The sequence below is a fragment of the Streptomyces sp. NBC_01232 genome, assembly GCF_035989885.1.
GTDB lineage: Bacteria > Actinomycetota > Actinomycetes > Streptomycetales > Streptomycetaceae > Streptomyces.
Genome location: NZ_CP108518.1, coordinates 7,295,348 through 7,321,015 on the forward strand (window position 1 = coordinate 7,295,348; position 25,668 = coordinate 7,321,015).

Sequence of the window (25,668 nt, forward strand, 5' to 3'; positions counted from 1 at the left end):
GGATCGGCCCTTCCCGGCGCCGCCCCCGGACGCCCCCGGACGCCCCCGGCAGCAGCCCTATGCCTCCCCTGCCTTACCCGTTGATGCGGTCTCTGTGGTCTGTCTCTGCGGTCTCGCGCTCGCGGCCGGCCCCGAGGGCCCTCGCCAGGTACGGAGCGGTACGGCTGCCCGCCGCGGCGGCCACCTCCGGCGGAGTGCCCGCGGCCACCACCCGGCCGCCCGCCGTGCCGCCGCCCGGGCCCAGGTCGATGACCCAGTCCGCGCCCGCCACCACCTCCATGTCGTGCTCCACGACCACCACCGAGTGCCCGGCGTCGACCAGCCCGTGCAACTGCCGCAACAGCACCCGCACATCGGCCGGATGCAGCCCGGTCGTCGGCTCGTCCAGCAGGTACAGCGTGTGGTCCCGGCGCAGCCGCTGCAGTTCCGTCGCCAGCTTGATCCGCTGTGCCTCGCCGCCCGACAGCTCCGTGGCCGGCTGCCCCAGCCGCAGGTAGCCGAGCCCGATCTCTTCCAGCGCCCGCAGGCTGCGCGCCGCCGCCGGCACCTCGGCGAAGAAGGCGGCCGCCGACTCCACCGTCAGGCCCAGCACCTCCGCGATGTTCAGCCCCGCGTACCGGACCTCCAAGGTCTGCGCGTTGTACCGGGCGCCCGCGCATTCGGGGCACGGGGCGTACGTACTGGGCAGGAAGAGCAGCTCCACCGAGACGAAGCCCTCGCCCTGGCAGGTCTCGCAGCGCCCGCCCGGCACGTTGAAGGAGAACCGGCCCGCCTTCCAGCCGCGGGCCCTTGCCTCGGGGGCCGCCGTGAAGAGCCTGCGCACCACGTCGAACAGCCCGGTGTACGTGGCCAGGTTGGACCGCGGGGTCCGGCCGATCGGCTTCTGGTCCACCTCCACCAGCCTGCGCACGGGAAAGTCCGGCTCCGCGAGCCGCTCGCCGACCTCCCGGGCCAGCACCTGCCCCACCAGCGTGGACTTGCCCGACCCCGACACCCCGGTCACGGCCGTGAACACCCCGAGCGGGAAATCCGCCGTCACGCCCCGCAGGTTGTGCCGGTCCACGCCGGTCAGGCGCACCGCCCCGGTCGCCCCGCGCACCGGTCGGGGCGTCCCGGCCGCCTCCCGCCCCGCGAACAGGTGCCGGGCCGTCGCCGACTCCGCCACACCGGCCAGGTCCTGCGGCGGCCCGCTGTGGAGCACCTGCCCGCCGTGCTCCCCGGCCAGCGGCCCCACGTCCACCAGCCAGTCCGCGTGCCGCACCACATCGAGGTCGTGTTCCACGACGAAGACCGTGTTCCCGGCCTCCTTCAGCCGGTCCAGTACGTCCAGCAGCGCCTCGGTGTCGGCCGGATGCAGCCCCGCCGACGGCTCGTCCAGTACGTACACCACCCCGAACAGCCCCGACCGCAGCTGCGTCGCCAGGCGGAGCCGCTGCAGCTCGCCCGCGGACAGGGTCGGCGCGGTCCGGTCCAGGCTCAGATAGCCCAGCCCCAGCTCGGTGACGGGCCCGATCCGGGAACGCAGGTCCTCGGCGAGCACCCGCGCGGCCTCCCCCTCCAGGGGCGCGGAGGCCAGTACGGCGTCCAGGTCGGCCAGCGCCAGCGCCGCCAGCTCGGCGATGGTCCGCCCGGAGAAGGTGACGGCGAGGGCCTCGGGGCGCAGCCGCCGGCCCTCGCACACCGGGCACGGCGAATCGGTGAGGAACTTCTCGGCCCGGGTCCGCAGGGTGGCGCTCTTGCTGTCGGCGAAGGTCCGCATGACGTAGCGGTGGGCGCTCATGTACGTGCCCTGGTAGGGCCGCTGGATCCGGTCGGCATCGCGCACCGGGTACACGGTCACCACCGGCTGCTCCTCGGTGAACAGGATCCACTCGCGGTCCTTCGCGGGCAGCTCCCGCCAGGGCCGGTCCACGTCGTGGCCGAGCGCCTCCAGGATGTCCCGCAGGTTCTTGCCCTGCCAGGCACCCGGCCAGGCCGCGATGGCGCCTTGGCGGATCGACAGTTCCGGCTCGGGGACCAGGAGTTCCTCGCTCGTGCGGTGGATGCGGCCGAGACCGTGACAGGAAGGGCAGGCCCCGGCCGCGGTGTTGGGCGAGAAGGAGTCGGAGTCCAGCCGCTCCGCGCCCGGCGGATAGGTCCCGGCCCGGGAGAACAGCATCCGCAGGGAGTTGGACAGCAGGGTCACCGTCCCGACCGAGGTGCGCGAGCCCGGGGTCGAGCGGCGCTGCTCCAGCGAGACGGCGGGCGGCAGTCCGGTGACGGAGTCCACCTTCGGTGCGCCGATCTGGTGGATGAGCCGGCGGGCGTACGGGGCCACGGACTCGAAGTACCGGCGCTGGGCCTCGGCGTAGAGCGTGCCGAAGGCGAGGGAGCTCTTCCCGGACCCGGAGACCCCGGTGAACACCGTCAGCGCGTCGCGCGGGATGTCCACGTCGACGCTGCGGAGGTTGTGCTCCCGGGCGCCGCGGACCCGTACGAAGGGGTCGCCGTTGACCTGAGGTGGAGTGGGCTGGTGCATTCGTCCTATTTTAAGGGCTCGGGTTCAGAGGTCCGCGATCCGGGCCAGCCGGGCGTAGGAGTCCAGCAGTGCCGTTCGGTCGTACGTGGACGTGGTGACCAGCAGTTCGTCCGCGCCGGTCGTCGCGGCGATGTCGGCGAGCCGGTCCGCCACCCGGTCCTCGGTGCCGTGGACGTGGCCGGCGAGGGCGTCCTCGTACAGCTCGCGCTCCTTCGGGGTCATCTCCAGGGCCTCGATCTCCTCGGCCGGGCGCAGCGGGGGGAAGCTGCCACGTGTGCGGGAGTGCGCGAGGGCCCAGGCCTCCGGGACGAGGATGCGGCGGGCCTCCTCGGCGGTGGCGGCGACCGCCACCGTGCCGGAGACCACGACGTACGGCTGCTCACCATGGGCGGAGGGCCGGAACTCCTTGCGGTACGCCCGGACGATCTCGTCCACCCGGTCGCGGGCCCGCAGGTCGCCCACGACCAGGGGCAGCCCCGCCCGGGCGGCGATCCCGGCGCCCTCGCCGGTGGCCAGGACGTAGGCAGGGATCCGCAATCCCTCGGCGGGCCGGGCGTGCACCTCGGGATGCGCCCGCTGGGTGCCGTCGAGCCAGCCCAGCAGCTCGGCCAGCTGTTCCTCGAACCGGTCGGCGTCGCCGGTGTCGCGGCCCAGCGCCCGCCGGATGCCGCCGGTGAAGCCGACCGAACGGCCGAGCCCCATGTCGATGCGGCCGGGGAAGAGCGACTCCAGGACCCCGAACTGCTCCGCGACCACCATCGGCTGGTGGTTGGGCAGCATGACCCCGCCGGTGCCGACCCGGATCCGGTGCGTCGCCGCGGCGACGGCGGCGGCCAGCACGGTGGGCGCCGAGCCCGCCACACCGGGCACGCTGTGGTGCTCCGACACCCAGAAGCGGTGGTAGCCGAGATCCTCGGCCGCCCGGGCCAGATCCACGGTGTCGCGCAGCGCCTCCGGGGCCGGGTGGCCCCGGCGGGTGCGCGACCGGTCGAGTATCGAGATTCTTCGGATCACACAGGACTCAACGTCCGTCGGCCATGAGGATTCCCGGGCCGACGCCGGTCCGCCCGCTCTCCTGGGCCGGCGGGATGGGGCTCTCCTACGCTGGCCGTATGAGCGAGCACACTTCCCGGCCGCTGGCCGTCTTCGACCTCGACAACACCCTGGCGGACACCGGTCATCGCCAGCACTTCCTGGAGCGTCGCCCGCGGGACTGGACGGGCTTCTTCGCCGCGGCTCCGGCCGATCCGCCGCTCGCGCGCGGGGTCGCGCTGGCCACCGGGAGCGAGGCCGACTGCGAGGTGGTGTACCTGACCGGGCGGCCCGAACGGTGCCGGGCGGACACGCTCGACTGGCTCGCCCGGCACGGACTGCCCGAGGGGCGGCTGTTCATGCGCGGCAACCAGGACCGGCGGCCGGCCCGCACGACCAAGGTGGAGGTGCTGCGGCGGATCTCGCGGGGCCGGGAGGTGCGGATGCTCGTCGATGACGACGAGCTCGTCTGCCGGGCCGCGCGCGCCGCCGGCTTCCGGGTGGTGCTGGCCGACTGGGCCGCGGACGCGCCCGAGCTGGAGGCCGCCCAGGAGGTCGACGGCCGGACCTGACGCACCGCGGGCCGGGGCCGGGCCGGGCCGGGCAGGCCCGGGGGCGCAGGTCCCCGGGCTCAGTCCTCGCCCTCGAGGCGGAAGCCGACCTTGAGTCCCACCTGGTAGTGGGCGATCTCCCCGTTCTCGATGTGGCCGCGTACCTGAACCACCTCGAACCAGTCCAGATTCCGCACGGTCTGGCCCGCCCGGGCGATGCCGTTGCGGATGGCCTGATCGATGCCCTCGTGGGAGGTGCCGACGATCTCGGTCACCCGGTACGTGTGATTGGACATGGAGGTCTCCCGACAGTGGGTGGCTTTTGCCTGGTTCTACGGTGCCCCAGTAAGTCCGGCTCCGCGAACTTTGGGCGAACAGTCCCGAGGGAAAGACCCTTGACCGGCCTATTGGTCTATGCCAATTTCGAGCCATCTGAGTCCGAGCCCAGAAGGTGGCCCTCTTGAAGATGCGATTCCTCGCCGTGTGCACGGCCCTCGCGGCCGCAACCGCCCTCACGGGCTGCAGCCAGTCGGCCGACCCGGCCGGAGGGTCGCAGAAGGTGACGCTCTGGCTGATGAAGGGCAGCGCCTCGGAGGACTTCATCGGCAAGTTCACCGCGTCGTTCGAGAAGGAACACCCCGGCGTCGACCTGGACGTCAGGATCCAGGAATGGACGGGCATCGGCGACAAGGTCAACGCCGTCCTCGACGGCACGAGCAAGGAGAGCGCCGACGTCATCGAGGTCGGCAACACCCAGGTGGCGAAGTACATCGAGACCGGCGGCCTCGAGGAGCTCACCCTCGAAGGCCTGCGCGAGTGGGGCAGCAAGGACTGGCTCAAGGGCCTCGCCGAACCGGGAACCATCAACGGCGCCCAGTACGGCATTCCCTGGTATGCCGCCAACCGGGTGGTCATCTACAACAAGGACCTCTTCGCCACCGCCGGGATCAAGACCCCGCCCAGGAACCGCCAGGAGTGGATCCAGACCACCCAGAAACTCGACAAGGGCGACCAGCAGGGCATCTACCTCGCGGGCCAGAACTGGTACGTCCTCGCCGGCTTCATATGGGACGAGGGCGGCGAACTCGCCGTGGAGACCAGCGGCAAGTGGGTCGGCACCCTCGACGACGACAGGGCCCTGGCCGGCATGGACTTCTACAAGCAGCTCCAGGCCCTCGGCGACGGCCCCAAGGGCGCCGACGAGGAGACGCCCCCGCAGTCGCAGGCCTTCGCCCGCGGTGACGTCGCCCAGATCATCGCCCCGCCCGGCCAGGCAGCCGAGATCGAGGCGGCCAATCCCGCCCTGAAGGGCAAGCTCGGCTTCTTCCCGATCCCCGGCAAGACCTCCGACAAGGCGGGCGCCGTCTTCACCGGTGGCTCCGACCTGATCATCCCGCAGCGGACCCGGCAGCGTAAGGGCGCCGTGGACGTGATCACGGCCCTCGTCAGCGAGCAGTGGCAGACCGAACTCGCCCGCACGATGAGCTACGTCCCCAACAAGACCACCCTCGCGCACGTCGTCGAGGGCAACGAGGGCGCCGCCAACATGGCCCCCGGCGCGGCCCAGGGCCGGGCCACCCCCACCTCCGCCCGCTGGGCCGAGGTGGAGGCCAAGAACCCGATCAAGCCCTACATGACGGCCGTGCTCACCGGCCGGGACCCCAAGCAGGCGGCCCGGGCCGCCTCCGAGGAGATCGGCAAGGTGCTCAGCTCCGACCGCTGAGCGGGGGTACCGCCGAGTTCAGCGTCCGCACATGTGAGGGCCGCTGCGCGGTCATGTCGAATCCAGCCGGTCACGGAAGAAGTAAGGGAGCCGGGCCACGCACCTGCGGGCCCGGCCCTCCGTGCCCGGATCAGGAGCCGCCATGACCATCGCACCCCTGTCCCCGTCCCCCCTGTCCCCGTCCCCCGTCCCCGCCGCACTGCCGGCGCCCCCGTCCGCGCTTGCCACCCGCCTCGCCCCCGTCGGCGCCCCGGCGTCCGGCGCGCCGTCCGCAGGACCGCGCTACGCCGTCCGCCTCGCCCGCGACGAGGACGAGGTCCGCGCCGCCCAGCGGCTGCGCCACCAGGTCTTCGCCGGCGAGCTCGGCGCCCGCCTGGACGGGCCCGAGCCCGGCCTCGACGCCGACGCCTTCGACGCGTACTGCGACCACCTCCTCGTCATCGACGAGGAGGCCGAGCAGGTCGTCGGGACCTACCGGCTGCTGCCCCCGGAGCGCGCCGCCGTCGCCGGCCGCCTCTACTCCGAGGGGGAGTTCGACCTCTCGGCCCTCGCCCCCATCCGCCCCGACCTCGTCGAGGTCGGCCGCTCCTGCGTCCACCCCGACCACCGCAACGGCGCCGTCATCGCCCTCATCTGGGCCGGCCTCACCCACTACATGGACCGCTCCGGGCACAACTGGCTCGCCGGCTGCTGCTCGATACCGCTCGCCGACGGCGGGGTCCTGGCCGCCGCCACCCGGGAGACCGTCCTGGCCCGCAGCCTCGCCCCCCAGGAGTACCGGGTCACGCCCCACCTCCCCTGGAGCCCCGAAGGCATCACCTTCCCCGACCGCATGGAGCTGCCGCCGCTGCTGCGTGGCTACCTCCGCCTCGGCGCCTGGGTGTGCGGCGAGCCCGCCCTCGACGCCGGGTTCGGCTGCGCCGACCTGTACGTGCTGCTCTCCCTGCGCCGGACCAACCCGCGCTACCTGAAGCACTTCCGCTCGCTCGTCCCGGGCGCATGAGCGTCTGGCTGCCCACCTCGCCCTGCACCCCCGAGGCCTGCGCGGGCCACGAGGGGAGCACCGCGAGCGTCCCGCACGCGCTGCTCAGACTCGCGGCGGCCGTCGCCCTGATCCTGCTGGGGATCCTGGGTGCCCCGCCGGTCCGGCTGCTGCCGGCCGGCCCCCGCCACCGGGTGGTACGGGCCTGGTCGGCCGCGCTCGTAGGCGCCTTCGGGATCCGGATCACCGTCCACGGCAGCCCGGGCCCGGGCGGCGGCCGCCTGCTGGTCGCCAACCACATCTCCTGGCTGGACATCCCGCTCGTCGCCGCGGCCCTGCCCTGCCGGATGCTGGCCAAGAGCGACATCAGGGCCTGGCCGGTCCTCGGCCGCCTCGCGGGACGGGCCGGCACGCTCTTCATCGAGCGCGACCGGATCCGCGCCCTGCCCGCCACCGTCGAGGCGATCACCGGGGCACTGCTGGCCGGGGACCGGGTCACCGTCTTCCCCGAGGGCTCCACCTGGTGCGGGCGCGCCCGGGGCACCTTCCGCCGGGCGGCCTTCCAGTCGGCACTGGACGCGCGGGTCCCCGTACAGCCCCTGCGGCTCACGTACCTGCGGGCCGACGGGCACCCGGCCGGGGCGCCCGCCTTCGTCGGGGACGACCCGCTGACCGCCTCGCTGTGGCGGATCGCGCGGGCCCGCGGGGTGCGGGCCGAGATCAGTCTGCTGCCGCGGATCCCGCCGGGCCGGTACGCGCACCGGCGGGACCTCGCGGCAGCGGCTCAGCGGGCGGTCGCCGGGCTCACCCCCACGACCCCGGACCCGCTACCGGGCATTCCCGCTCAGCCGGCCACGCCGTCGGCGACCGACAGGGACAGCGCGAACCGGCCCGCCGCGTCCGTCCACCACTGGGTCAGCTCCAGCCCGGCCGCCGCGAGCTCCTTGCGCACCCCCTCCTGACGGAACTTCGCGGAGATCTCCGTCAGGATCTCCTCACCCGCCGCGAACGGCACCACGAGATCCAGCGCCCGGACCTTCACCGTCAGCTCGGACCGGGCCCGCAGCCGCATCTCGATCCACTCCTGCTCCTTGTTCCACACCGCCACGTGCTCGAAGTCGGCGAGGTGGAAGTCGGCGTCCAGCTCCCGGTTGACGACCGCCAGCACGTTCTTGTTGAACTCGGCCGTCACCCCCCGCGCGTCGTCGTACGCCGCCACCAGTACGGCCTCGTCCTTCACCAGGTCCGTCCCCATCAGCAGCGCGTCCCCGGGCGACAGCATGGCCCGTACGGACGCCAGGAACACCGCCCGCTCCGGCGGCAGCAGATTCCCGATCGTGCCGCCCAGGAACACCACCAGCCGGGGCCCGGGGGAGTCCGGCAGGTGCAGCGCGCGGGTGAAGTCGGCCAGCAGGGCGTGCACCCGCAGGCCCGGGTGCTCCGCGATCAGCGACTCGGCCGCCCCCCGCAGGGCGCTCTCGCTCACGTCCACCGGGACGTAGGTGTCCAGGGCGGGCATCGCCTCGATGAGGTGCCGGGTCTTCTCCGAGGACCCGGAGCCCAGCTCCACCAGGGTGCGGGCGCCGCTCTCGGTGGCGATCTCCCGCGCCCGCTCCAGCAGGATCTCCCGCTCGGCGCGCGTCGGGTAGTACTCGGACAAGCGGGTGATCTCCTCGAAGAGCTCGCTGCCCCGCGCGTCGTAGAACCACTTGGGCGGCAGCACCTTCGGTGTGTGGGTCAGGCCGTGCAGCACATCCGTACGCAGCGCCGTCTCCGCGGCGTGCTCGTCGAGTGTCCGGGTCAACTGGAAGTCGTTCACGGGGAGTTCTCCTTGAGCGGGGTCAGTTCGACCCGCGTGCGGGTAGCGGTCAGCAGGGTCCGGTCGGGCACTTCGCGCCACCGGGTGTCGTCGTCGTACGGCTCGGAGGCCACCACGGTGCGCCGCATCCCCGCGGCGGCCAGGTACCAGAGCGAATCGCCCCAGGCCGTCGCGGCGATGGCGGCGCCGTCCGTCAGCAGCAGGTTCAGCCGGGAGCCGGGAGCTGCCGAGGCGAGTTCCCGGACCGGCTCGGCGAGCGCCGTGCCCAGATCGTCCCCGGCGCGCAGCCGGTGCAGGACCAGCGCCCAGATCAGCGCCGAGTCCGTGCGCGCGGCCAGCCGGAGCAGCTCCGCGGGCGGCAGCCCGGCCGCGAGCGGGGCGGCGGAGTCCGGCCAGCTCCGCACCGCGCCGTTGTGGCTGAACAGCCACGGCCCGTCCGCGAAGGGCGCGGCGGCAGCCTCCCCGTCGGCGCCGGGGTTCGTGGCGTCCCGTACGGCGGCCAGTGCGGCCCCGGTGCGGACCACCCGGGCGAGATCGGTGAAGGTCAGGTCGCTCCAGATCGGCCCGGAGCGCCGGTAGCGCGCGGGCACCGGGTCGCCCTCCGCGTACCAGCCGATGCCGAAGCCGTCGGCGTTGACCGTCCCGGACCGCTGGCGGCGCGGCTCCCAGGACTGGCGCACCAGCGAGTGCACGGGCTCGCTCAGGAGCTCCTTGAGTGCCACCATCGGTCCCAGGTAGGCGAGATGACGGCACATCAGACGTCCCTCGCGGTCCGGAAGCCGGAGAAGATCTGCCGCCGCACGGGAAGGTCCCAGTTGCGGAAGGTGCCCCGGCAGGCCACCGGGTCCACGGCGAAGGAGCCGCCGCGCAGCACCTTGTGCTCCGGGCCGAAGAACACCTCCGAGTACTCCCGGTAGGGGAAGGCCCGGAAGCCCGGGTAGGGCAGGAAATCCGAGGAGGTCCACTCCCACACGTCGCCGATGAGCTGGCGCACCCCGAGCGGGGAGGCCCCCGCCGGATAGCTGCCCGCGCGCGCCGGGCGCAGGTGCCGCTGCCCGAGGTTGGCGTGCGCGGGGGTCGGGTCGGCGTCGCCCCACGGGTAGCGGGTGGAGCGGCCGGTGGCCGGGTCGTGCCGGGCGGCCTTCTCCCACTCCGTCTCGGTGGGCAGCCGCCGCCCCGCCCACCGGGCGTAGGCGTCCGCCTCGTACCAGCTGACGTGCAGAACCGGTTCCTCGTCCGGTACCGGCTCGGTCACCCCGAAGCGGCGGCGCAGCCACTGGCCGGCCTCCCGGTGCCAGAACAGCGGGGCCTCGATGGAGTGCTCGCGGATCTGCTCCCATCCCGCCGCCGCCCACCAGCGGGGGTCGCGGTAGCCGCCGTCCGCGATGAACGCCAGGTAGGCCGCATTGGTCACCGGCACCGTGTCGATCCAGAAGGGCGCGGTTTCGCGGACGTGGGAGGGTCGTTCGTTGTCCAGCGACCACGGCTCGGCCGAGGTGCCCATCGTGAACGGCCCGCCGGGTACGAGGACTTCGGGGGCGAGCAGCGGATCGTAGGGGGCGTCCGGCTCCGGGGCGGTCAGTACGGGTGCCCCGCGCCGGAGCTGATGGGTGATCAGCATGGTCTCGTCGTGCTGCTGCTCGTGCTGCGCGATCATCCCGAAGGCGAAGCCGTCGTCGAGGAGCGTGCTGCCCTCCAGCGGGGTCTTCTCCAGCAGGTCGAAGACCCGGCCGCGCACGTCGGCCGCGTACCGGCGGGCCTCGGCCGGCCCCAGCAGCGGCAGCTTGGGCCGCTCGGCGCGAGGATGCTCGAAGGCGTCGTAGAGCGGGTTGATCTCGGGGCGCATCGACTCGCGTCCGGCGACCCGGCGGAGCAGCCAGAGCTCCTCCTGGTTCCCGATGTGCGCCAGGTCCCAGACCAGCGGGGACATGAGCGGGGAGTGCTGGGCTGTGAGGTCCTCGTCGGTCACGGCATCGGTGAGGCCGGCCGTCCGTATGCGCGCCGCGGTCAGGGCGGCGGCCGCCCGCTCCCGCAGTCCGGAGGAGGAACCGGTGGGTTCGGTGGGTTCGGTCGGTGCGGTGGGCTCGGTGGTGGTCATCGGCGGACCTCTTTCCCGGTGAGCACCTGCGTGGACTCGTCGTCGGCCGGACATCGGCCGCGCAGTACGTAGCGCTGGGTGAAGTCGGCCACCGCGTCCTGGACGTGCCGGCTCGCGCCCAGTCGGGGCAGCGCCTCGGCGGCGGCCAGGAAACAGGCCTTCGCGGCAGTCCGCAGCTCCGGATCGGCCAGTCCGTGCTCGGCGGCCGAGCGCCACAGTGGATTTCGGGGCGCGGGCTGCATGCCGTAGGAGTCGGCGAGCCCCTTGGCCACCCGGTACGCCGTCTCGGCGGCCTCCGGATCGTCGAACAGCGCGTGCACGACGGCCACCGGGACCAGCCAGCCGTCGTCGCCCGGCTGTGCGTCGATCATCCGCAGTTCCAGGTGGCCGCGCGGCCGCACCGGCGGGAAGAGGGTGGTCAGGTGGTAGTCCAGGTCCTCGGCCGTGGGCGCCCGCAGCGAGGGGTTTCCGCCCGTGCGCAGCCAGTCGCGGAAGGTCGTGCCGCGCGGGATCTCCCACATGCCGTCGCCCTCGTAGGACCGTACGCACATCACCTCGGTGTCCAGCGCCTGCCGCGTCCATCCGGCACGGGGATCCGCGTCCAGCGGCGGGGCGAGCGCGCGCCGGCTGTCCAGGTCGCTCCAGATCCCCTGGCGGGCACAGCGCCAGCCGGCGTACGGGCCCTCCTGCGCCCGGGAGTTGGCGAAGGCGGCCACCAGCACCGCACCCAGCAGGTGCGCCAGCCGCCAGCGGCGGCCGTGACCGAGTGCGCCCGGCTCCTGGTGCCCGGCGTCGACACAGACCTGCACGGAGGCGGAGGCGCACATCATGGCGCGCCCGGCCGGGCCGGTGCGGTCGAAGTAGGCCTCCATCGCGTCGTAGCGCGGGCTGTTCAGCAGCCGGCGGTACGGGAGGCGGGGATCGCGGCCGAGGCCGCGCAGGACCATGCCCCGGGCCAGCAGGGCCCCGCGTACGGCGGTGAGGTCGGCCTGCAGGTCGTCCACGCAGTCGGTGAGGGAGGTGGCGGGGGCCGAGCTGAGCTCGAGCTGGCCGCCCGGCTCGACGGTCACCCGGGAGTGCAGGGGCAGCGCGCGGGCCGCGGTGTGGGCGGCGCGCAGTCGTTCGGGGGGCAGGGGCCGGGCCGGGTGTTCGGCGTCCACGACCAGCCATTCGAGCTCGGCTCCGATGAAGCGCGGCGGGCCGGTCTTGAAACAGATGCCGTGGATCAGGTCCTCGGCCTGCGTCTCGCTGATCGAGGGTGGTGGGATCGGGTCGGGCGCGGGTGGGGGAGCGGATGAGTCCTGGGACATACCGGGTCCTCGTCTCCTGTCGTCGGCCGTGACATCACCCGTGCCTACCCCTCCTCGGGGCACAAATTCCTTTGCCGCCGGGAATTGCATTGCGGAGGATGGCGGCGTGAGCAGCAGATTGCGCGAGATCGCGCGGGAGAACGCGGCGATCCTGGCGGCCGGGGGGTACCGGACGCGGTCGGGACGGCAGGTTCCGCTTGCCGCCGCCCTGGCGGAAGCCAAGGCAGGAACCAGGATATATGGACCAAACCGGGCCATTCCAGATGGAGAGGTCCCTTCCGGTGGCGGCCGGACGGTCATCGAGGTCACGGGGGAGAGCAGCACGGTCGCCGCCCGCAGGCTCGCGACCGCGGCCCGGGCCGACGTGCAGCCGGCTCCGGTCGCGGTCCTGAACTTCGCCTCGGCCCGTAATCCCGGGGGCGGTTACGTCCGCGGGGCCAAGGCGCAGGAGGAGGCGCTCTGCCGCGCCTCGGCCCTGTACGAGACCCTGCTCGAGGCCCCCGAGTACTACGAGGTGCACCGCGCGGAGCGCAGCACCTTCTACACCGACCGGGTGATTCACTCGCCCGGCGTCCCGGTCTTCCGCGACGACCGGGGCGCGCTGCTGGAGACCCCGTTCGCGGTCGGCTTCCTCACCTCTCCGGCGCCGAACGCGGGCACGATCCGGCGGCAGGAGCCGGAGCGGACCGCCGAGATCCCGGCGGCGCTGGTGCGCCGCGCGGAGCTCGTCCTGGAGGTGGCCGCGCTGCACGGGTACCGGCAGCTGGTGCTGGGCGCGTGGGGCTGCGGGGTGTTCCAGAACGATCCGGCGCAGGTCGCCGAGGCCTTCCGGGGGCTGCTCGCGGCCCGGTTCGCCGGGGTCTTCGAGCGGGTCGTGTTCGGCATCCTCGACCGGGACCCCACGACCCGCGAGGCCTTCGAACGGGCCTTCCCGGCCTGACGGGGGCACCGCGGGCCCGACCGGGATCCCGGTCGGGCCCGCGGTGCTCAGAACGGCTTCGCCGCTGCCAGCAGGCTTTCCGGCAGGTAGGGCGAGGAGACGCGGATCCGCCAGCCCCGGCGGCGGGCGTGGCAGGCCAGGGCCAGGATGTCGAGATTGACCGCGGCTCCCGCGCCGATGGCCCGGTCGGCCACCGAGTAGTAGGCGCGATGGGCCTCCAGCGCGTCGGCCAGGGCCAGGTTGAAGCTCTCCTCGTCGCCCTCCACCAGCTGCGAGAAGAGCACGGCGGGCGCCGGGAGGAAGCCCCACTCCTGGGTCTGCGCGACATCGGCGACGGCCCGGTCGGTGGCGGGTTCCGGGTCCTCGCCCCGAAGGTAGTCGTGCAGGGCCCGCCGGTACGAGGCGTACGCGGAACGGTCCTCCTGCGGAGTGGGACCACTGACGACGAGCGGCGCGAGCTCCGCGCGGCTGCCCGTGATCAGGGCGTGGGTCAGGGCCACGGCCCACGAGCCGGGCTCGAGCGGACGGTACGCGCGCTCCGGGCCGTCGGAGCCGTCCGCTCCGTCCGGGCCGTCCCGGCGGACGGAGCCGGCCGGTGCGGCCCCCGCGCCGGTGGCCACGTACAGCAGCCCCGCCACCAGCTCGTCGGCCGCCGGGGTGCCCAGCGGCAGCTCGGGCCGCTCGACGACCAGGGGGCCCGTAGCCAGCGCCGCGACGGCGTCCGCCCGCCGCTCGCGGCCGTACGGCCCCACGCGCGGCGGCTCGGTCTCGAAACCGGTGACCAGCGCCCGCGGCAGGTAGCCGGAGTCGACGGGAGGCGGCCAGCCCTCGCGGCGGTGGCCGAGCGCGGCCAGCGCCAGCGGCAGCAGGGGCAGCAGGGTGCGGGGCTCGGCCCGCGGGTCCTCCAGGCGGGAATGCGGGAGCAGCAGCGCGGTCAGCTCGGCGCCGAAGGCCTCCCGGTCCCGGGCCGCCAGGGCGCGCAGCGCACGGAGCGCACCGGTGGCGGGGTCGGCCGCCTCGGCCGTCCCGGCGGCCTCGGGCTCAGCGGCCGCGGCCCGGGCTCCGGCCCGGCGGCCGGCCACCCGGCCGAGCGCGGCGTCCAGCGCGGCGAGCTTCTCCTGTGCGGAGGGCGGGAAGTTCTGGCCGTCGTCCCCGAGGTCCCCGCTGACGTACGCCAGCAGGCCGTTGATCAGCTCCACCGACGGGAGCCCGGGCCCGCCGGCCCGCTGCGGCGCCCGGCGGGCGAAGTGGAAGGCCTCGCCGTACCGTTCGGCCTTGTCGGCGAGGACCGCCACGCAGAACGCGTCGATCCAGCGGGCCGCGCTGACCGGCTGCGGGGAGCCCTCCGGGTCGGCGTCGTAGTCGAGTCCGAGATTGACGTAGTTGAGGAAGACGTGGAAGTACGCGTTCGGGTAGTACGCGGCGAACGACACGGCGCCGGCGGCCGCTTCGGCCGCGTCGCCCAGGATCGCCTTGGCCTCCGGAGTGTCGAGGTCGGGGGTCACCGCGGAGAACGCACCGAGACCGTCGAGGAACTGCAGGGTGATGTCCCACCAGTCGTAGGCGTCGATCCGGCCGCCCCGGGACCTGGAGTACACATCCGAGATCATCCGGTTCGCGAAGTCCTCGCGCGCCGCCGCCAGGGCGGCCTCGCTCACCCTGTGTCGTTCTATTCGCATGGCCGCTACTCCCTGTGTCTGCCTACGGGCCTCACCCTAGGAGATCGCCAGGACGCTCCGGACCAGGGACACGGGAGACCGGGCCCGTCCCGGACGGTGGCCGCGGGTGTGCGCGACCGCCGCCGGGCCGGTGCGGGCTACTGCCAGCCGTAGCGCTCGCGCAGCCGGTCCACGACCAGGCCGAAGCGGCCGCGGTCGAGCGCGCAGGCCTCGCGGCGCATCCCCGACTCGTGCACCCGCAGCACCCGGTCCACGTCCACCCACGATTCGCGCCCGGCGCTGTCCCAGGGGCCCGTCCCGATCGGCACCCACTCCCGGTCGTGGTCGTGCCGCTTGCTCGACAGCTGCACGGCGAGCAGGGTCCGCCCGCCCGCCTCCCGGGCCACGACCAGCACGGGACGGTCCTTGCCGCGCCCGTCGTTCTCCTCGAACGGCACCCAGGTCCAGACGATCTCGCCGGGGTCGGGATCGCCGTCGGGGTCCGGGGCGTACTCGGTCCGCACGGGGCCGATGGCGCGGGGATCGGCCTCCGTGGTCGCGGTGTCGCCGCCCTGCCCGGGCTGCTCGGTGTGGCCGTTGCTGTGGTGGGAGAGTGCCGTCATTTCGGGGAGATTACTCGCCTTCGCCGCCCGATTGCACGGACCTGACCGGCGGGTTCAAGGACGCCCGCCGGACACGGTCCGTGACCTTCCGCTACCGGGCGGCCGGGCCGCTCCGTTGTCCGAAGGAGCAAAGAACGAGATTCCGCTTCGGGCCCGGACGTCCCGCCGCGGCGACGACGCCCCGTCACGCTCACGCCCGGAACGCCACCCGCACGGGGCTCACCCCGACCTCGCCGTTCACCGGACGCGGACCGGACACGATCGACATCCTGGCCCCGTGAAAACGGAACAGATCATTGCGCTGTGGGCCTTCCCGGTCGGCGCCGTCACCACGATCACCGCCACCGTTCTGGGAGCCCGGCTCAACGCCCGGGCCACCAGGAAGCGGGACGCACAGAAGACCCCCGAGGAACTCGAGGCCCTGGCGGACGTGTTCGCCGGCGCCGCACTCGCCGTCCGCATCACCGGCTGCACCGACACCGCAGCCGGGCGGTGCTGGACCAGCGCCTGCGTCTGTTCCGCGAAGCCGTGCGCAATGCGGCGACCGCCCCGGATTCACGCCGGTCCCGCCTGCGCGCCGCCATCCGCAGGTTCCTCGCACGGACGGCCCGAGCCGTCCCGGGCCGTCTGCGCAGAAGCGTTCCGACCGGCCCCTGGGGAGGGAACGCCGCGCCGTCGTTCCGCGTACTCAACCACGGCGGCGCGGCGGGCCTTGACGAGTCCGGCCCCTGTTTGCGCATACCGATGAGCAGCCCGCCTCCGGATCCCTACGATGGTGACTCCTTCTCGGGGAGGTGGGATGCGATGACCATGAACAGTGCCGACCGGCGCCGCGTTTGGCTCGCGGCGATGGCGACATTGGCGGCGATCGCCGGAGTCCTGGCAACCCTGTGGGCCACGGAGACCATTGGCGGGGACAGGAACGAATGCAGAAACGGAGCGGTGTGCGGCCGCGACAACCAGACGAATTTCGGCGACGGTTCGAACGACTCGACCGGCGGGTCCGGTCGATGAAGTCCTACGGCGCCGCCGCCGTGACGCTGGCCCTGGGCGCAGGGGTCCTGATGACGGGCTGCTCCACGAACGAGTGCTCTGCCGGGTCGGTCTGCGGCAACAGCAACGCGGTCGGGCCGAAGGCGACGGGGGACGCCGGGGCCCAGGGCGACGCACCTCTGGCCTTTACGGTGGAGGAGGTGAATCCCTGGGACAACTGTGACGGCGGAGTGGGTGTCGTCTTCATGAAGCCGCCCACGCTCGACGCGGCAGCGGCCGAACTCAAGGGCAACGTGGCCGTCACCACCGCGGAGGAGTCGGCCGCGTTCTGGAAGCGGCTGGCGACCTTCGGGAACGCGCACGAGGCGGCCACCGCGGATCGCACGATCATTCGGCTCAACGTGCAGGGGAAGAGCGGGCGGGCCGTCACCGTCAAGAACATCGCCGTCAAGCCGCAGGAGGTGCAGCCGCTGCCCAAGCAGAGCCTTCGTCTGCAATACGCGGGCGGCTGCGGTGACGCCAACATGAGCCGGTTCGCGGCGAACCTCGACACCAAGTCCCCGAAGCTCGAGTTCAAGGACGGACAGAGCGACACGGGATCGATGCGTGTACGCGGTTTCCCCGTCACCGTGTCCGAGAGCGATCCCGAGAACTTCGTCATCGTCGCCTTCACCTCGTCCGGCCTGCACCGGTTCAGCCTCTCGATCGAGTGGTCCAGTGACGGAGTGTCCGGGACCACTGAAGTGAAGAGCGCGGACAAGAAGGAGTTCGCCGTGGCTTCCGGCATAGGGGGTCCGCAGTACACCTACGGCCAGGACGGAAAGTTTCGGCCCATCACCTTCCGGATGAACCCCGAGGACCCCTTCGCCGACGTCCTTCCGTTGGCGTCACCCTGACGACGACGCCGGGACGCCCCTTCACGCGCGGTCGTCCTGCATCGATCCGGCCCGTTCGACAGGACCCTCGGGGACCTGCCGGCGGTCCGGCCGCAGGGCCGCCCAGTTCTCCTCCGCCTCCAGCTGCGCAGCCAGGCCCAGCAGCAGCGGTTCCGAGTCGGCGGGGCCCAGGAGCTGGGCCCCCATCGGCAGCCCGGCGGCCGTGAGGCCCGCGGGGATGTTCACCCCCGGCCAGCCCAGGACGTTCCACGTCCAGGCGTACGGGCAGGCGGCGATCATCGCCCGGTCCGTGGCCATGGCCCCCAGCCCGGCCAGGGCGCCGATCCGCAGGGGCGGGGTGGCCGTCGTCGGGGTCAGCACCACGTCGAAGCGGTCGAAGATCTCGCCCACCCGCCACCGCAGGGCCGTCTCGGCCCGGCGGGACACCCGCAGGGCGAGCCCGCCCAGGACGCGGGCCGTCCGCACCGCCTCGTGCGTGCGCGGATCCAGCAGCGCGGGATCCGGCACCCGCGCCACCCAGTCCCGTACGCCGCTGGTCGCGCGGGGTACGAAGGTCAGGCCGATCGGGCCGTAACGGGGGTCCTCCGAGATCACCTCGTGGCCGAGCGACTCCAGCCGGGCCGCCAGCCGTTCCACCGCGGAACGGACCTCCGGGTCAAGGGACTTGGGCGTCGCGGTGAAGGCCATGGAGAAGGAGAGGGCGATCCGCAGCCGGCGCGGGGCGCGGCCGGCCGCCTCGACGGCGGAGATGCGGGCCGGGCGGTGCAGGTCCTCGGGGTGCGGGCCGCTCGCGGCGTCCAGCAGCAGCGCCGCGTCGGCGACCGTGCGGGCCAGCACCCCGTTGACCGTGAGCCCGTGGAAGGACTCCGGCTCCGGCCAGGTGGAGATGCGCCCGCGCTGGGGTTTCACCCCCACCAGATGGGTCCAGGCCGCGGGGATACGGACCGATCCGGCCCCGTCCGAGCCCAGCGCGGCCGGGACCAGGCCCGCCGCCACGGCGGCCGCCGAGCCGCCGGAGGAGCCGCCGGGCGTGCAGTGCGGGTTCCACGGGTTGCGGGTCGCACCGAAGGCCTCGCCCTCGGTGAACGGCCACTGCCCCAGCTCCGGCGTGTGGGTCTTGCCGACGATCACCGCGTCGGCCGCGCGCAGCCTCCGTACCGCCTCACTGTCGGCGGTCTTCGGGGCGAAGGGCCCCGCGCAGCCGAAAGCGGTCGGCTCCCCGGTGACGTCCATGTCGTCCTTGACCGCGAGCGGTACGCCCAGCAGCGGCAGCCGCTCGCCCGCCGCCAGCCGCCGGTCCGCCGCGTCCGCCTCGGCGAGCGCGGCGTCGGTGCGTACGGACCGGAAGGCGTTGAGCTCCGGCTGCGCCGCGGCGATCCGGCGCAGCGACTCCTCGGTCAACTGCCGCGCCGACACCGAGCCTTCGGCGAGCGCCGCGGCCATGTCGACCAGGCCTCCGGTCGTCGAAAGAGCTGAATCGGACATCGCGAACCACTCCCCATTACCGGTCGGTAGGGAGACCGTAATGGGGAGCGGCCGTCCAGTTCTAGAGCCAGCCGTCCAGGGAAGCCATGAATCCGTCGAAGTCGTCCCGGTGGATGGTGTGTCCGGCCCCGGCGACCGAACGCACCTCGAAGCCGCGGCTCTTGAGCAGCTGTGCCCGCTCCGGTGTGATCAGGGTGCTCGGGTCGGCGACCTGGACGAGCGAGGGGACCACCGGAGCCTGCGGCATCAGGTCGGCGCCGGCCAGCGGGGCGAGGCTCAGCGCGGTCCCTTCGTCCCATGCCGCCAGGGTCTCCAGCTCGATGTCGACGTCCACCTCCTCCCAGCGCGGGCTCATCGCCCGTATCTGCTCCTTCGTCGCCGTCTTGAACTGCGCGAGCAGCTCCGGACCGAAACCCTCGGACGGGGCGGCCAGGTGCCACGCGGGGTCGGAGAACACGGCCCGGGCAGGCCGCAGCCGGTCCACCGCGAGCGACAGGGTCAGTCCGCCGAGGGAGTGGCCGATGGCGAGTTCGGCGCCGGCCGGGAGGGTCTCGACCAGGTCGTCCGCGTAGTGCCCGGGGCTGTACTCGCCGCGGCCGCTGGCGCCGTGGCCCCGCAGGTCGACGGCGATGACCCGGTAGCCGTGGTCGGCGAGGGCGGGGCCGACCCGGCGCCAGGTCCGGTGGTCGGCCATGATGCCGTGGATCAGGAGCGCGACGCGGTCGCCCTCGCCCCAGGTCTGGGTGTACAGGTGCACGGTGATGCCTTTCTCGATGCCGGATGCCGGATGCCGGATGGCAGATGGCAGATGGCAGATGGCAGATGGCAGGTCGGAGGTCGGGGATCTGGATGCGCGCCGGTGCCGATGGTGCCCAGCGGCGGAAGTGCGGTCAGCGCACGCTGCGGATCGGCCTCACGGCCAGGGCGCCCGCCACGGCCAGTACGGCTGCGACGATGAACAGCGCGGTGTAGCCGCCGCTGACCGAGACGATCACCGAGGCGATGAAGGGCGCGATGATCTGCGGGCCGGCGTTGGCGATGTTGAGCACGCCCATGTCGCGGGCGGCGTCCTCGGCCCTGGGGAGCACCATCGTCACGAGGGCGGTGTCCACGGCCATGTAGCAGCCGAACGCCAGCCCGTTGACCACGGCGAAGGACAGCATCGCGGTCCAGCTGGCCGACACGGCCGGGATGACGAGCGCGACGGCCGACAGAAGCGCGGAGGCGCCGACGAACAGCTTGCGGCGGTCGAAGCGGTCGGAGAGATAGCCGCCGAGGACCGTGGAGACGACCATCGCCACGCTGGTCAGCGGCATCAGCACCGCCACCGCTGCCTCCGGCTTCATGCCGTCGGGCAGCACGGTGTGGTCCTGCAGGATGTAGAGCTGGTAGCCGCTCACGGCGAAGTACCCGAGGACGAGCAGGGCCCGCCCGATGAAGGCCCACCGGAAGTCGTGGTCGCGCAATGCGCTCGCGAAGGCGGCGAGCTGAGCCCTGACGGGCATCGGGGCGCGGGCCGGGAGCCGCTGCTCGCGGCCGCAGGCCGTGAAGAGGACCGCCGCGCCCGCCACGAGCGCGCCGAGGACGAGGTACCCGGTGCGGTAGTCCTCGGAGAAGGCCGCGCCGATGAGCGCGCCGAGGGTGGAGCCGAAGGGCAGGCCGAGGCCGACGGCGGCGGAGGCCTTGCCGCGGGCGTCCATGGGTACGCGGTCGGGCACCACGGAGGTGATGGCCGCCTGGTAGACGTTCATGACCGCCTGCCCGAGGCACCACGCGATCGTGATCAGCAGGATCGTGTCGGCCAGCCCGAGCAGGAACATCGCCGGTACGGCGGCGAGCCCACCGCCGAGGATCCAGGGGTTGCGCCGTCCGCTGCGGTCGGAGAGGGCGCCGGCGACGGGGTTGAAGACCGTGGCGAAGATCGCCGACACCCCTGCGATCAGGCCGAAGTTGGCGACCTTGTCCGCCGGATCGATGTCCTCGACCTGGAGCGCAAGCAGGACTCCGGCCACGCCGATGTAGAGGGCGTACATGGCGCTGTTGCCGACGAGCAGCAGGGGCAGCAGACCGCGCCGTGCGGGGCCGGGCCCGGGGGGCGCGTCGGTGGTGGCGGCGGTGGAGCCGGTGCCGGGGGAGGAAAGGGCCACGGTGCCCTCCTGGAGGTATGAGGGTGGACGCGGGGTGGTGTGACGGGCATGGGGGAGGGGCGGTGCGGGGTGCGCAGTGCACGCCGCCCGGTCGCGACGGCGGGGGTGCGTCGGAGCGCGACAGGGCGGCGGCACGGCGGGACACGGCGCTGACACATCGGCCCGAAAGGGGATGTGACGCCGTGGTTACACGTGTCAATGACTCGTGTAACCACTGTGTAGCATTCGTTTCCGGCCATCCGCTAGCCCCCGGGCGCAATCGGTCTGGAAAGATGCCACGGCAATGTCTCAGTCATCGAAATCGCCGAAGCCGCCGGCCCCGGTCGCCCCGGTCCCGGCCTCCGCGCCGGTCACCCCGCCGCCCCCCGTTCCGACGAGCGCCGACGTGGCCCGCCTCGCGGGTGTCTCGCGCGCGACGGTCTCGTACGTCCTGAACAACGCGGAGGCCGTACGCATCAGCGAACCGACCCGCCGCAAGGTCCGTGAGGCCGCCGAGGAGCTCGGGTACGTCCCGCACGCGGCCGCCCGCAGCCTGCGCGCCGGGCACACCAGGATCGTGCTGCTGCCCACCTCCCACGTGCCGATCGGGCCGCTCTACAGCACGTTCCTCAACGAACTCCAGTGGGCGCTGCGCCGCCTCGACTACACCGTGGTGCAGTACGGGAGCCTCGGACTCAGCGGTGACGAGGCCGTGCGGGCTTGGGCGGAGCTGCGTCCGGTGGCGGTGATCTCCCTCGGCGAGATCACCCTCTCCGCACGCAACGTCGACACCCTCAAGCGGGCCGGGGCCCGTGCGGTGATCACGATGGGGCCCGTCGGCGTGCCCGGGGCGCACGCGCTCGTCATGGACCAGCAGGAGGTCGGCGTCCGGGCCGCCGCCCATCTCGTCGAGCGGGGCCGCAGCCGGATCGGGGTGGTCGTCCCGGAGGAGGAGGGCCTGGAGCTGTTCTCCGTACCCCGGCTCACGGGCGCGCGCTCGGTCGAGGGCGCCGAGGTTTCGGCCCTCCCGATGGCCTACTCCGAGGAATCGGCCGCGGCCCTCGCGGCCCGCTGGCGCGGGCTCGGGCTGGACGCCGCGTTCGCGTACAACGACGAGTACGCGATGCTGCTGATGCGCGCCCTCCAGGACGAGGGGCTCCGCGTGCCCGAGGACGTCGCCGTGATCGGCGCCGACGACCTGCTCATAGGGCGGCTGCTGCGGCCCAGGCTGAGCACGGTACGGCTGGAGATGCCGACCGGGGCCCATCTGGCCTCGCTGGTGGACCACGCGGTGCGCGAGCCGTCGGAGGTCACGGAACGGCACGACCTGATGGCGGCCTCGGCCATCCAGCGGGAGTCGACCTGAGGGTGCCGCGTCCGCGGTCCGGGAGGCCGGCCCGGGCCCGGGCCGACGGTCGGGGCCCGGGTGCCGGTCCGGGTCCGGGCGGGGTGCCGTTGACAGGCGGTGACGTGCGGACGGAGACTGCGGGCGCGCCCCACCGGGCGTGCCCGGCGGCGTGCCCCGGTGCCCACACCGGCACCGCCGCGCCACCGCCCGTACGGATCCGCCCAGGAGCGACCCCATGAGCATCCGCACCGTCCGCGACGTCTACGTCGTCGACGCCGTCCGCACCCCGATCGGCAAGTTCGGCGGCGCCCTCGCCGGGGTCCGGCCGGACGACCTGGCCGCGCACGTCGTGCGCGCGCTCGTGGACCGTACGCCCGACCTCGATCCGGCCCGCATCGACGACGTCGTCTTCGGCGATGCCAACGGAGCGGGCGAGGACAACCGGGACGTGGCCCGGATGGCCGTGCTGCTGGCGGGGCTGCCCGTGAGCGTCCCCGGGGTCACCGTCAACCGCCTGTGCGGGTCCGGCCTCGAAGCCGTGATCCAGGCCGCCCGCGCCATCGCCCTCGGTGACGCCTCCGTGGCCATCGCGGGCGGCGTCGAGTCGATGAGCCGCGCACCCTGGGTGGTCCAGAAGCCCGAGCGGGCCTTCCCGGCCGGGCACCAGCAGATGTGGTCCACCACCCTCGGGTGGCGGATGACCAACCCGCGGATGCCCGAGGAGTGGACCGGCTCGCTCGGCGAGGGCGCCGAACTCATCGCCGACAAGCACGGCATCACCCGCGAGGCGCAGGACGCCTTCGCCCTGGAGAGCCACCGCAAGGCGGCGGCCGCCTGGAACGCCGGGCTGTACGACAACGAGGTCGTGCCGTACACCGGCGTGGACCTGGTGCGCGACGAGTGCATCCGGGAGGCTTCCACGCCCGACGCGCTGGCGCGGCTGAAGCCCGCCTTCCGGACGGACGGCACGGGTACGGTCACCGCCGGCAACGCCTCCCCGCTCAATGACGGCGCTGCCGCGCTGCTGCTGACCGACGAGGCGGGGCTGGCGGCCACCGGCCGCGAGCCGCTCGCCCGGATCAGCGCCTCCGCCGTCACCGGAATCGAGCCCCAGCTCTTCGGCCTGGGCCCGGTGGACGCCGTGCAGCGGGCGCTCGCCAAGTCCGGCCGCGGGTTCGCCGACCTCACCGCCTTCGAGCTCAACGAGGCTTTTGCCGCGCAGGCGTTGGGCTGCCTGGCGGCCTGGCCGGAGCTCGACCCGGCCGTGGTCAACCCGCGCGGCGGCGCCATCGCGATCGGTCATCCGCTCGGGGCCTCGGGCGCCCGGCTGGCCGGCTCGGTCGCGCATCAGCTGGCGGCGGCGGGCTCCGGAACGGGCATGGCGGCCCTGTGCATCGGGGTGGGGCAGGGCATCGCACTCGTCCTGGAGCGCTGACTCGTTGACCGGTTGACCGGCTGCCCCGCCCGCAGCCGGCGTCGATCATTTCCGGTCACCGCTCGGCGTCAACTGCCCAATAACTGAACAGAAGTGGAGCCTCCGGTCTGGCACGATGGCGCGTGCTGCCGCCCCCCGCCCCGCCCATCCCCACCCGGAGGCCCCGCGCCATGCCGCTCCTCGACCCGACGCTCTGGCAGGACGGACCCACCCTCACCGGCGGCGCCGCCCCGGTCGTCGAACCCGCCACCGGCCGCACCCTCGCCACCATCGACCTCGCCGCGCCCGCCGACGTCGCGGAGGCCGCCGTACGGGCCCGCGCGGCGCAGCGGGACTGGGCGCGCGCCACCCACCCGGAACGGGCGGCCGTGCTGCGCCGCGCCGGGGACCTGTTCACCGCCCACGCCGACGAGCTGCGGGAATGGCTGGTCCGCGAATCCGGCTCGATACCCGGCAAGGCCGACTTCGAACTGCACGTCGCCGCGCAGGAGTGCTACGAGGCCGCCGCGCTGGCCTCGCGCCCCACCGGCCACGTCCTGCCGAGCGAAGCGCCCCGGCTGTCCTTCACCCGCCGGGTGCCGGCCGGGGTGGTCGGGGTCGTGGCCCCCTTCAACGCCCCGCTGATCCTGGCGATCCGCTCGGTCGCTCCCGCGCTGGCGCTCGGCAACGCGGTGCTGCTCAAGCCGGACCGGCGCACCGCCGTCTGCGGCGGCCTCGCCCTCGCCGCGGTCCTCGCCGCCGCCGGCCTGCCGTGCGGGCTGCTGCAGGTCCTGCCCGGTGGCGCCGGGACGGGCGCCGCGGTGGTCGCCGACCCGGGGGTCCGGGTGGTGTCCTTCACCGGTTCCACCGCGGCGGGCCGGTCCGTCGGCGAGCTGGCGGGCCGTCACCTCAAGCGCGTGCACCTGGAGCTGGGCGGCAACTCGGCCCTCGTCGTGCTCCGCGACGCCGACGTCGAGGCCGCCGTCGCCCAGGCCTCCTGGGGCTCCTTCTTCCACCAGGGCCAGATCTGCATGACCGCCGGGCGGCACCTCGTGCACGCCTCGCTCTACGACGAGTACGTCGAGCGGCTCGCCGCGCGCGCCGAGGAGCTCGCCGTCGGAGACCCGTACCGCGAGCAGGTCCATCTGGGCCCGCTGATCGACCGCGCCCAGCTGGACCGCGTACACGCCCTGGTGGAGGCCAGCACCGAGCGGGGCGCCAAGCTCGTCGCGGGTGGCACCCACCGCGACCTCTTCTACCGGCCGACCGTCCTCGCGGGCGTCGCCGACGACACCCCCGCCTACGCCGAGGAGGTCTTCGGCCCGGTCGCGCCCGTACGGTCCTTCGCGACGGAGGAAGAGGCGGTGGCGCTGGCCTCGGCGGGCCCCTACGGCCTCTCCCTCGGGATCGTCACCGGGGACGCGGCGCGCGGGCTCGACCTGGCCGAGCGGATCCCGACCGGGATCGCGCACATCAACGACCAGACGGTCAACGACGAGGCCGTCGCCCCCTTCGGCGGAGTCGGCGCCTCCGGCACCGGCGCGCGCTTCGGGGGCGAGGCCAACCTGGACGCCTTCACGGAGCTGCGCTGGACCACGGCCCGCAGCACCCCCGCCGGTCACCCGTTCTAGGCCGGCCCCGTTGGGGGGCGGAATGCGCAGGGCAGGCTGTTCGTTCAAGGAGCAGACGGCTCAATCAGGAGGTCTGGAAACCGTGGCTACAGTCGAGCTCACCAAGGAAAACTTCGACCAGACGGTCAGCGAGAACCCGTTCGTGCTGATCGACTTCTGGGCGGGCTGGTGCCGGCCGTGCCTGCAGTTCGCGCCGGTCTACGAGCGGGCCTCCGAGGCCCACCCCGACCTGGTCTTCGCCAAGGTGGACACCGAGGCGCAGCAGGAGCTGGCCGGGGCCTTCCAGATCACCTCCATCCCGACGCTGATGATCGTCCGGGACCAGGTCGCCATCTTCGCCCAGCCCGGCGCCCTGCCGGAGGCGGCGCTGACGGACCTGATCCGCCAGGCCCGGGACCTCGACATGGACGAGGTGCGCGCCAAGATCGCCGCGGAGCAGAAGGGCGCCCAGGGCGCCGGCCCGGAAGGACCCGGCACGCCGGAGGCCTGATGTGTCTCCGCCGGGCCGGACCGGCGGAGAC

Annotated in this window: 23 protein-coding genes; 11 read left to right on the forward strand and 12 right to left on the reverse strand. The window is 73.5% G+C overall.

Annotated elements, in window-relative coordinates; genetic code table 11:
- Positions 1 to 73: 73 nt before the first annotated feature.
- A complete protein-coding gene (locus OG444_RS33590) occupies positions 74 to 2,518 on the reverse strand; it encodes an excinuclease ABC subunit UvrA (RefSeq protein ID WP_327265643.1) in 2,445 nt (814 codons plus the stop codon).
- A 24-nt stretch (positions 2,519 to 2,542) separates the two neighbouring features.
- The gene (locus OG444_RS33595) at positions 2,543 to 3,532 is read right to left on the reverse strand and encodes an MsnO8 family LLM class oxidoreductase (protein ID WP_327265644.1); all 990 of its coding nucleotides are present in this window, start codon (positions 3,530 to 3,532) and stop codon (positions 2,543 to 2,545) included.
- Positions 3,533 to 3,630: 98 nt separating this feature from the next.
- On the opposite strand from OG444_RS33595, the gene OG444_RS33600 reads away from it, so the two are divergent.
- Positions 3,631 to 4,122, forward strand: a complete 492-nt coding sequence (locus tag OG444_RS33600) for a phosphatase domain-containing protein (RefSeq protein WP_327265645.1) — start codon at positions 3,631 to 3,633, stop codon at positions 4,120 to 4,122.
- A gap of 59 nt (positions 4,123 to 4,181) precedes the next feature.
- Here OG444_RS33600 and OG444_RS33605 read toward each other — a convergent pair whose 3' ends face one another.
- On the reverse strand, positions 4,182 to 4,397 hold the full coding sequence (locus OG444_RS33605; protein ID WP_030663252.1) for a dodecin: 216 nt from the start codon (positions 4,395 to 4,397) through the stop codon (positions 4,182 to 4,184).
- Positions 4,398 to 4,561: 164 nt separating this feature from the next.
- Here OG444_RS33605 and OG444_RS33610 point away from each other — a divergent pair, with 164 nt between their 5' ends.
- The 3 genes from OG444_RS33610 (at position 4,562) to OG444_RS33620 (ending at position 7,768) form a co-directional block, all read left to right on the forward strand.
- A complete protein-coding gene (locus OG444_RS33610) occupies positions 4,562 to 5,824 on the forward strand; it encodes an extracellular solute-binding protein (RefSeq protein ID WP_405791382.1) in 1,263 nt (420 codons plus the stop codon).
- A gap of 142 nt (positions 5,825 to 5,966) precedes the next feature.
- Positions 5,967 to 6,827 (forward strand): GNAT family N-acetyltransferase, encoded by an 861-nt coding sequence (locus OG444_RS33615; RefSeq protein ID WP_327265646.1) that lies wholly within the window; start codon positions 5,967 to 5,969, stop codon positions 6,825 to 6,827.
- The gene (locus OG444_RS33620; RefSeq protein ID WP_327265647.1) at positions 6,824 to 7,768 is read left to right on the forward strand and encodes a lysophospholipid acyltransferase family protein; all 945 of its coding nucleotides are present in this window, start codon (positions 6,824 to 6,826) and stop codon (positions 7,766 to 7,768) included. Before OG444_RS33615 ends, OG444_RS33620 begins: the two co-directional genes overlap by 4 nt.
- Here OG444_RS33620 and egtD read toward each other — a convergent pair.
- Genes egtD through egtA form a run of 4 tightly spaced genes read right to left on the reverse strand, consistent with a single transcriptional unit; the run spans position 7,651 to position 12,033 of the window.
- Entirely contained in the window at positions 7,651 to 8,625 is a 975-nt protein-coding gene (egtD, locus tag OG444_RS33625; protein ID WP_327265648.1) for an L-histidine N(alpha)-methyltransferase, read from the reverse strand. The genes OG444_RS33620 and egtD overlap by 118 nt on opposite strands.
- The gene (gene egtC, locus OG444_RS33630; RefSeq protein WP_327265650.1) at positions 8,622 to 9,380 is read right to left on the reverse strand and encodes an ergothioneine biosynthesis protein EgtC; all 759 of its coding nucleotides are present in this window, start codon (positions 9,378 to 9,380) and stop codon (positions 8,622 to 8,624) included. The genes egtD and egtC overlap by 4 nt, the downstream gene beginning before the upstream one ends.
- On the reverse strand, positions 9,380 to 10,723 hold the full coding sequence (egtB, locus tag OG444_RS33635; protein WP_327265651.1) for an ergothioneine biosynthesis protein EgtB: 1,344 nt from the start codon (positions 10,721 to 10,723) through the stop codon (positions 9,380 to 9,382). Before egtB ends, egtC begins: the two co-directional genes overlap by 1 nt.
- Positions 10,720 to 12,033 carry an ergothioneine biosynthesis glutamate--cysteine ligase EgtA gene (egtA, locus tag OG444_RS33640; protein ID WP_327265652.1) on the reverse strand — a complete coding sequence of 438 codons (1,314 nt, stop codon included), beginning with the start codon at positions 12,031 to 12,033 and terminating at the stop codon, positions 10,720 to 10,722. Before egtA ends, egtB begins: the two co-directional genes overlap by 4 nt.
- A 106-nt stretch (positions 12,034 to 12,139) precedes the next feature.
- Between egtA and OG444_RS33645 the strand changes: the two genes are divergently transcribed.
- A complete protein-coding gene (locus OG444_RS33645) occupies positions 12,140 to 12,973 on the forward strand; it encodes a TIGR02452 family protein (RefSeq protein ID WP_327265653.1) in 834 nt (277 codons plus the stop codon).
- A gap of 47 nt (positions 12,974 to 13,020) precedes the next feature.
- Here the strand turns inward: OG444_RS33645 and OG444_RS33650 are convergent, their stop codons facing one another.
- Both OG444_RS33650 and OG444_RS33655 read right to left on the reverse strand, forming a co-directional pair.
- A complete protein-coding gene (locus OG444_RS33650; RefSeq protein ID WP_327265654.1) occupies positions 13,021 to 14,652 on the reverse strand; it encodes an immunity 49 family protein in 1,632 nt (543 codons plus the stop codon).
- Between the two features lie 137 nt (positions 14,653 to 14,789).
- Positions 14,790 to 15,254 carry a type II toxin-antitoxin system PemK/MazF family toxin gene (locus OG444_RS33655; protein ID WP_327265655.1) on the reverse strand — a complete coding sequence of 155 codons (465 nt, stop codon included), beginning with the start codon at positions 15,252 to 15,254 and terminating at the stop codon, positions 14,790 to 14,792.
- An 804-nt stretch (positions 15,255 to 16,058) separates the two neighbouring features.
- Between OG444_RS33655 and OG444_RS33660 the strand changes: the two genes are divergently transcribed.
- Both OG444_RS33660 and OG444_RS33665 read left to right on the forward strand, forming a co-directional pair.
- Positions 16,059 to 16,268 (forward strand): hypothetical protein, encoded by a 210-nt coding sequence (locus OG444_RS33660; protein ID WP_327265656.1) that lies wholly within the window; start codon positions 16,059 to 16,061, stop codon positions 16,266 to 16,268.
- Complete coding sequence (locus OG444_RS33665; RefSeq protein WP_327265657.1) at positions 16,265 to 17,143, forward strand: hypothetical protein; 879 nt, start codon at positions 16,265 to 16,267, stop codon at positions 17,141 to 17,143. The genes OG444_RS33660 and OG444_RS33665 overlap by 4 nt, the downstream gene beginning before the upstream one ends.
- Positions 17,144 to 17,164: 21 nt before the next feature.
- Here the strand turns inward: OG444_RS33665 and OG444_RS33670 are convergent, their stop codons facing one another.
- The 3 genes from OG444_RS33670 to OG444_RS33680 form a co-directional block, all read right to left on the reverse strand.
- The gene (locus tag OG444_RS33670; protein WP_327265658.1) at positions 17,165 to 18,628 is read right to left on the reverse strand and encodes an amidase; all 1,464 of its coding nucleotides are present in this window, start codon (positions 18,626 to 18,628) and stop codon (positions 17,165 to 17,167) included.
- 61 nt (positions 18,629 to 18,689) lie between these two features.
- Positions 18,690 to 19,385, reverse strand: a complete 696-nt coding sequence (locus tag OG444_RS33675) for an alpha/beta fold hydrolase (RefSeq protein ID WP_327265659.1) — start codon at positions 19,383 to 19,385, stop codon at positions 18,690 to 18,692.
- A 133-nt stretch (positions 19,386 to 19,518) separates the two neighbouring features.
- Positions 19,519 to 20,775 (reverse strand): MFS transporter, encoded by a 1,257-nt coding sequence (locus tag OG444_RS33680; RefSeq protein WP_327265660.1) that lies wholly within the window; start codon positions 20,773 to 20,775, stop codon positions 19,519 to 19,521.
- 283 nt (positions 20,776 to 21,058) lie between these two features.
- Between OG444_RS33680 and OG444_RS33685 the strand changes: the two genes are divergently transcribed.
- From OG444_RS33685 to OG444_RS33700, 4 genes are all read left to right on the forward strand, one after another.
- A complete protein-coding gene (locus OG444_RS33685) occupies positions 21,059 to 22,120 on the forward strand; it encodes a LacI family DNA-binding transcriptional regulator (protein WP_327265661.1) in 1,062 nt (353 codons plus the stop codon).
- 217 nt (positions 22,121 to 22,337) lie between these two features.
- Entirely contained in the window at positions 22,338 to 23,537 is a 1,200-nt protein-coding gene (locus OG444_RS33690) for a thiolase family protein (RefSeq protein ID WP_327265662.1), read from the forward strand.
- Positions 23,538 to 23,707: 170 nt separating this feature from the next.
- Positions 23,708 to 25,147, forward strand: coding sequence for an aldehyde dehydrogenase family protein (locus tag OG444_RS33695; RefSeq protein WP_327265663.1), 1,440 nt, complete (start codon positions 23,708 to 23,710; stop codon positions 25,145 to 25,147).
- 82 nt (positions 25,148 to 25,229) lie between these two features.
- On the forward strand, positions 25,230 to 25,637 hold the full coding sequence (locus OG444_RS33700) for a thioredoxin family protein (RefSeq protein WP_327265664.1): 408 nt from the start codon (positions 25,230 to 25,232) through the stop codon (positions 25,635 to 25,637).
- Positions 25,638 to 25,668 lie beyond the last annotated feature (31 nt).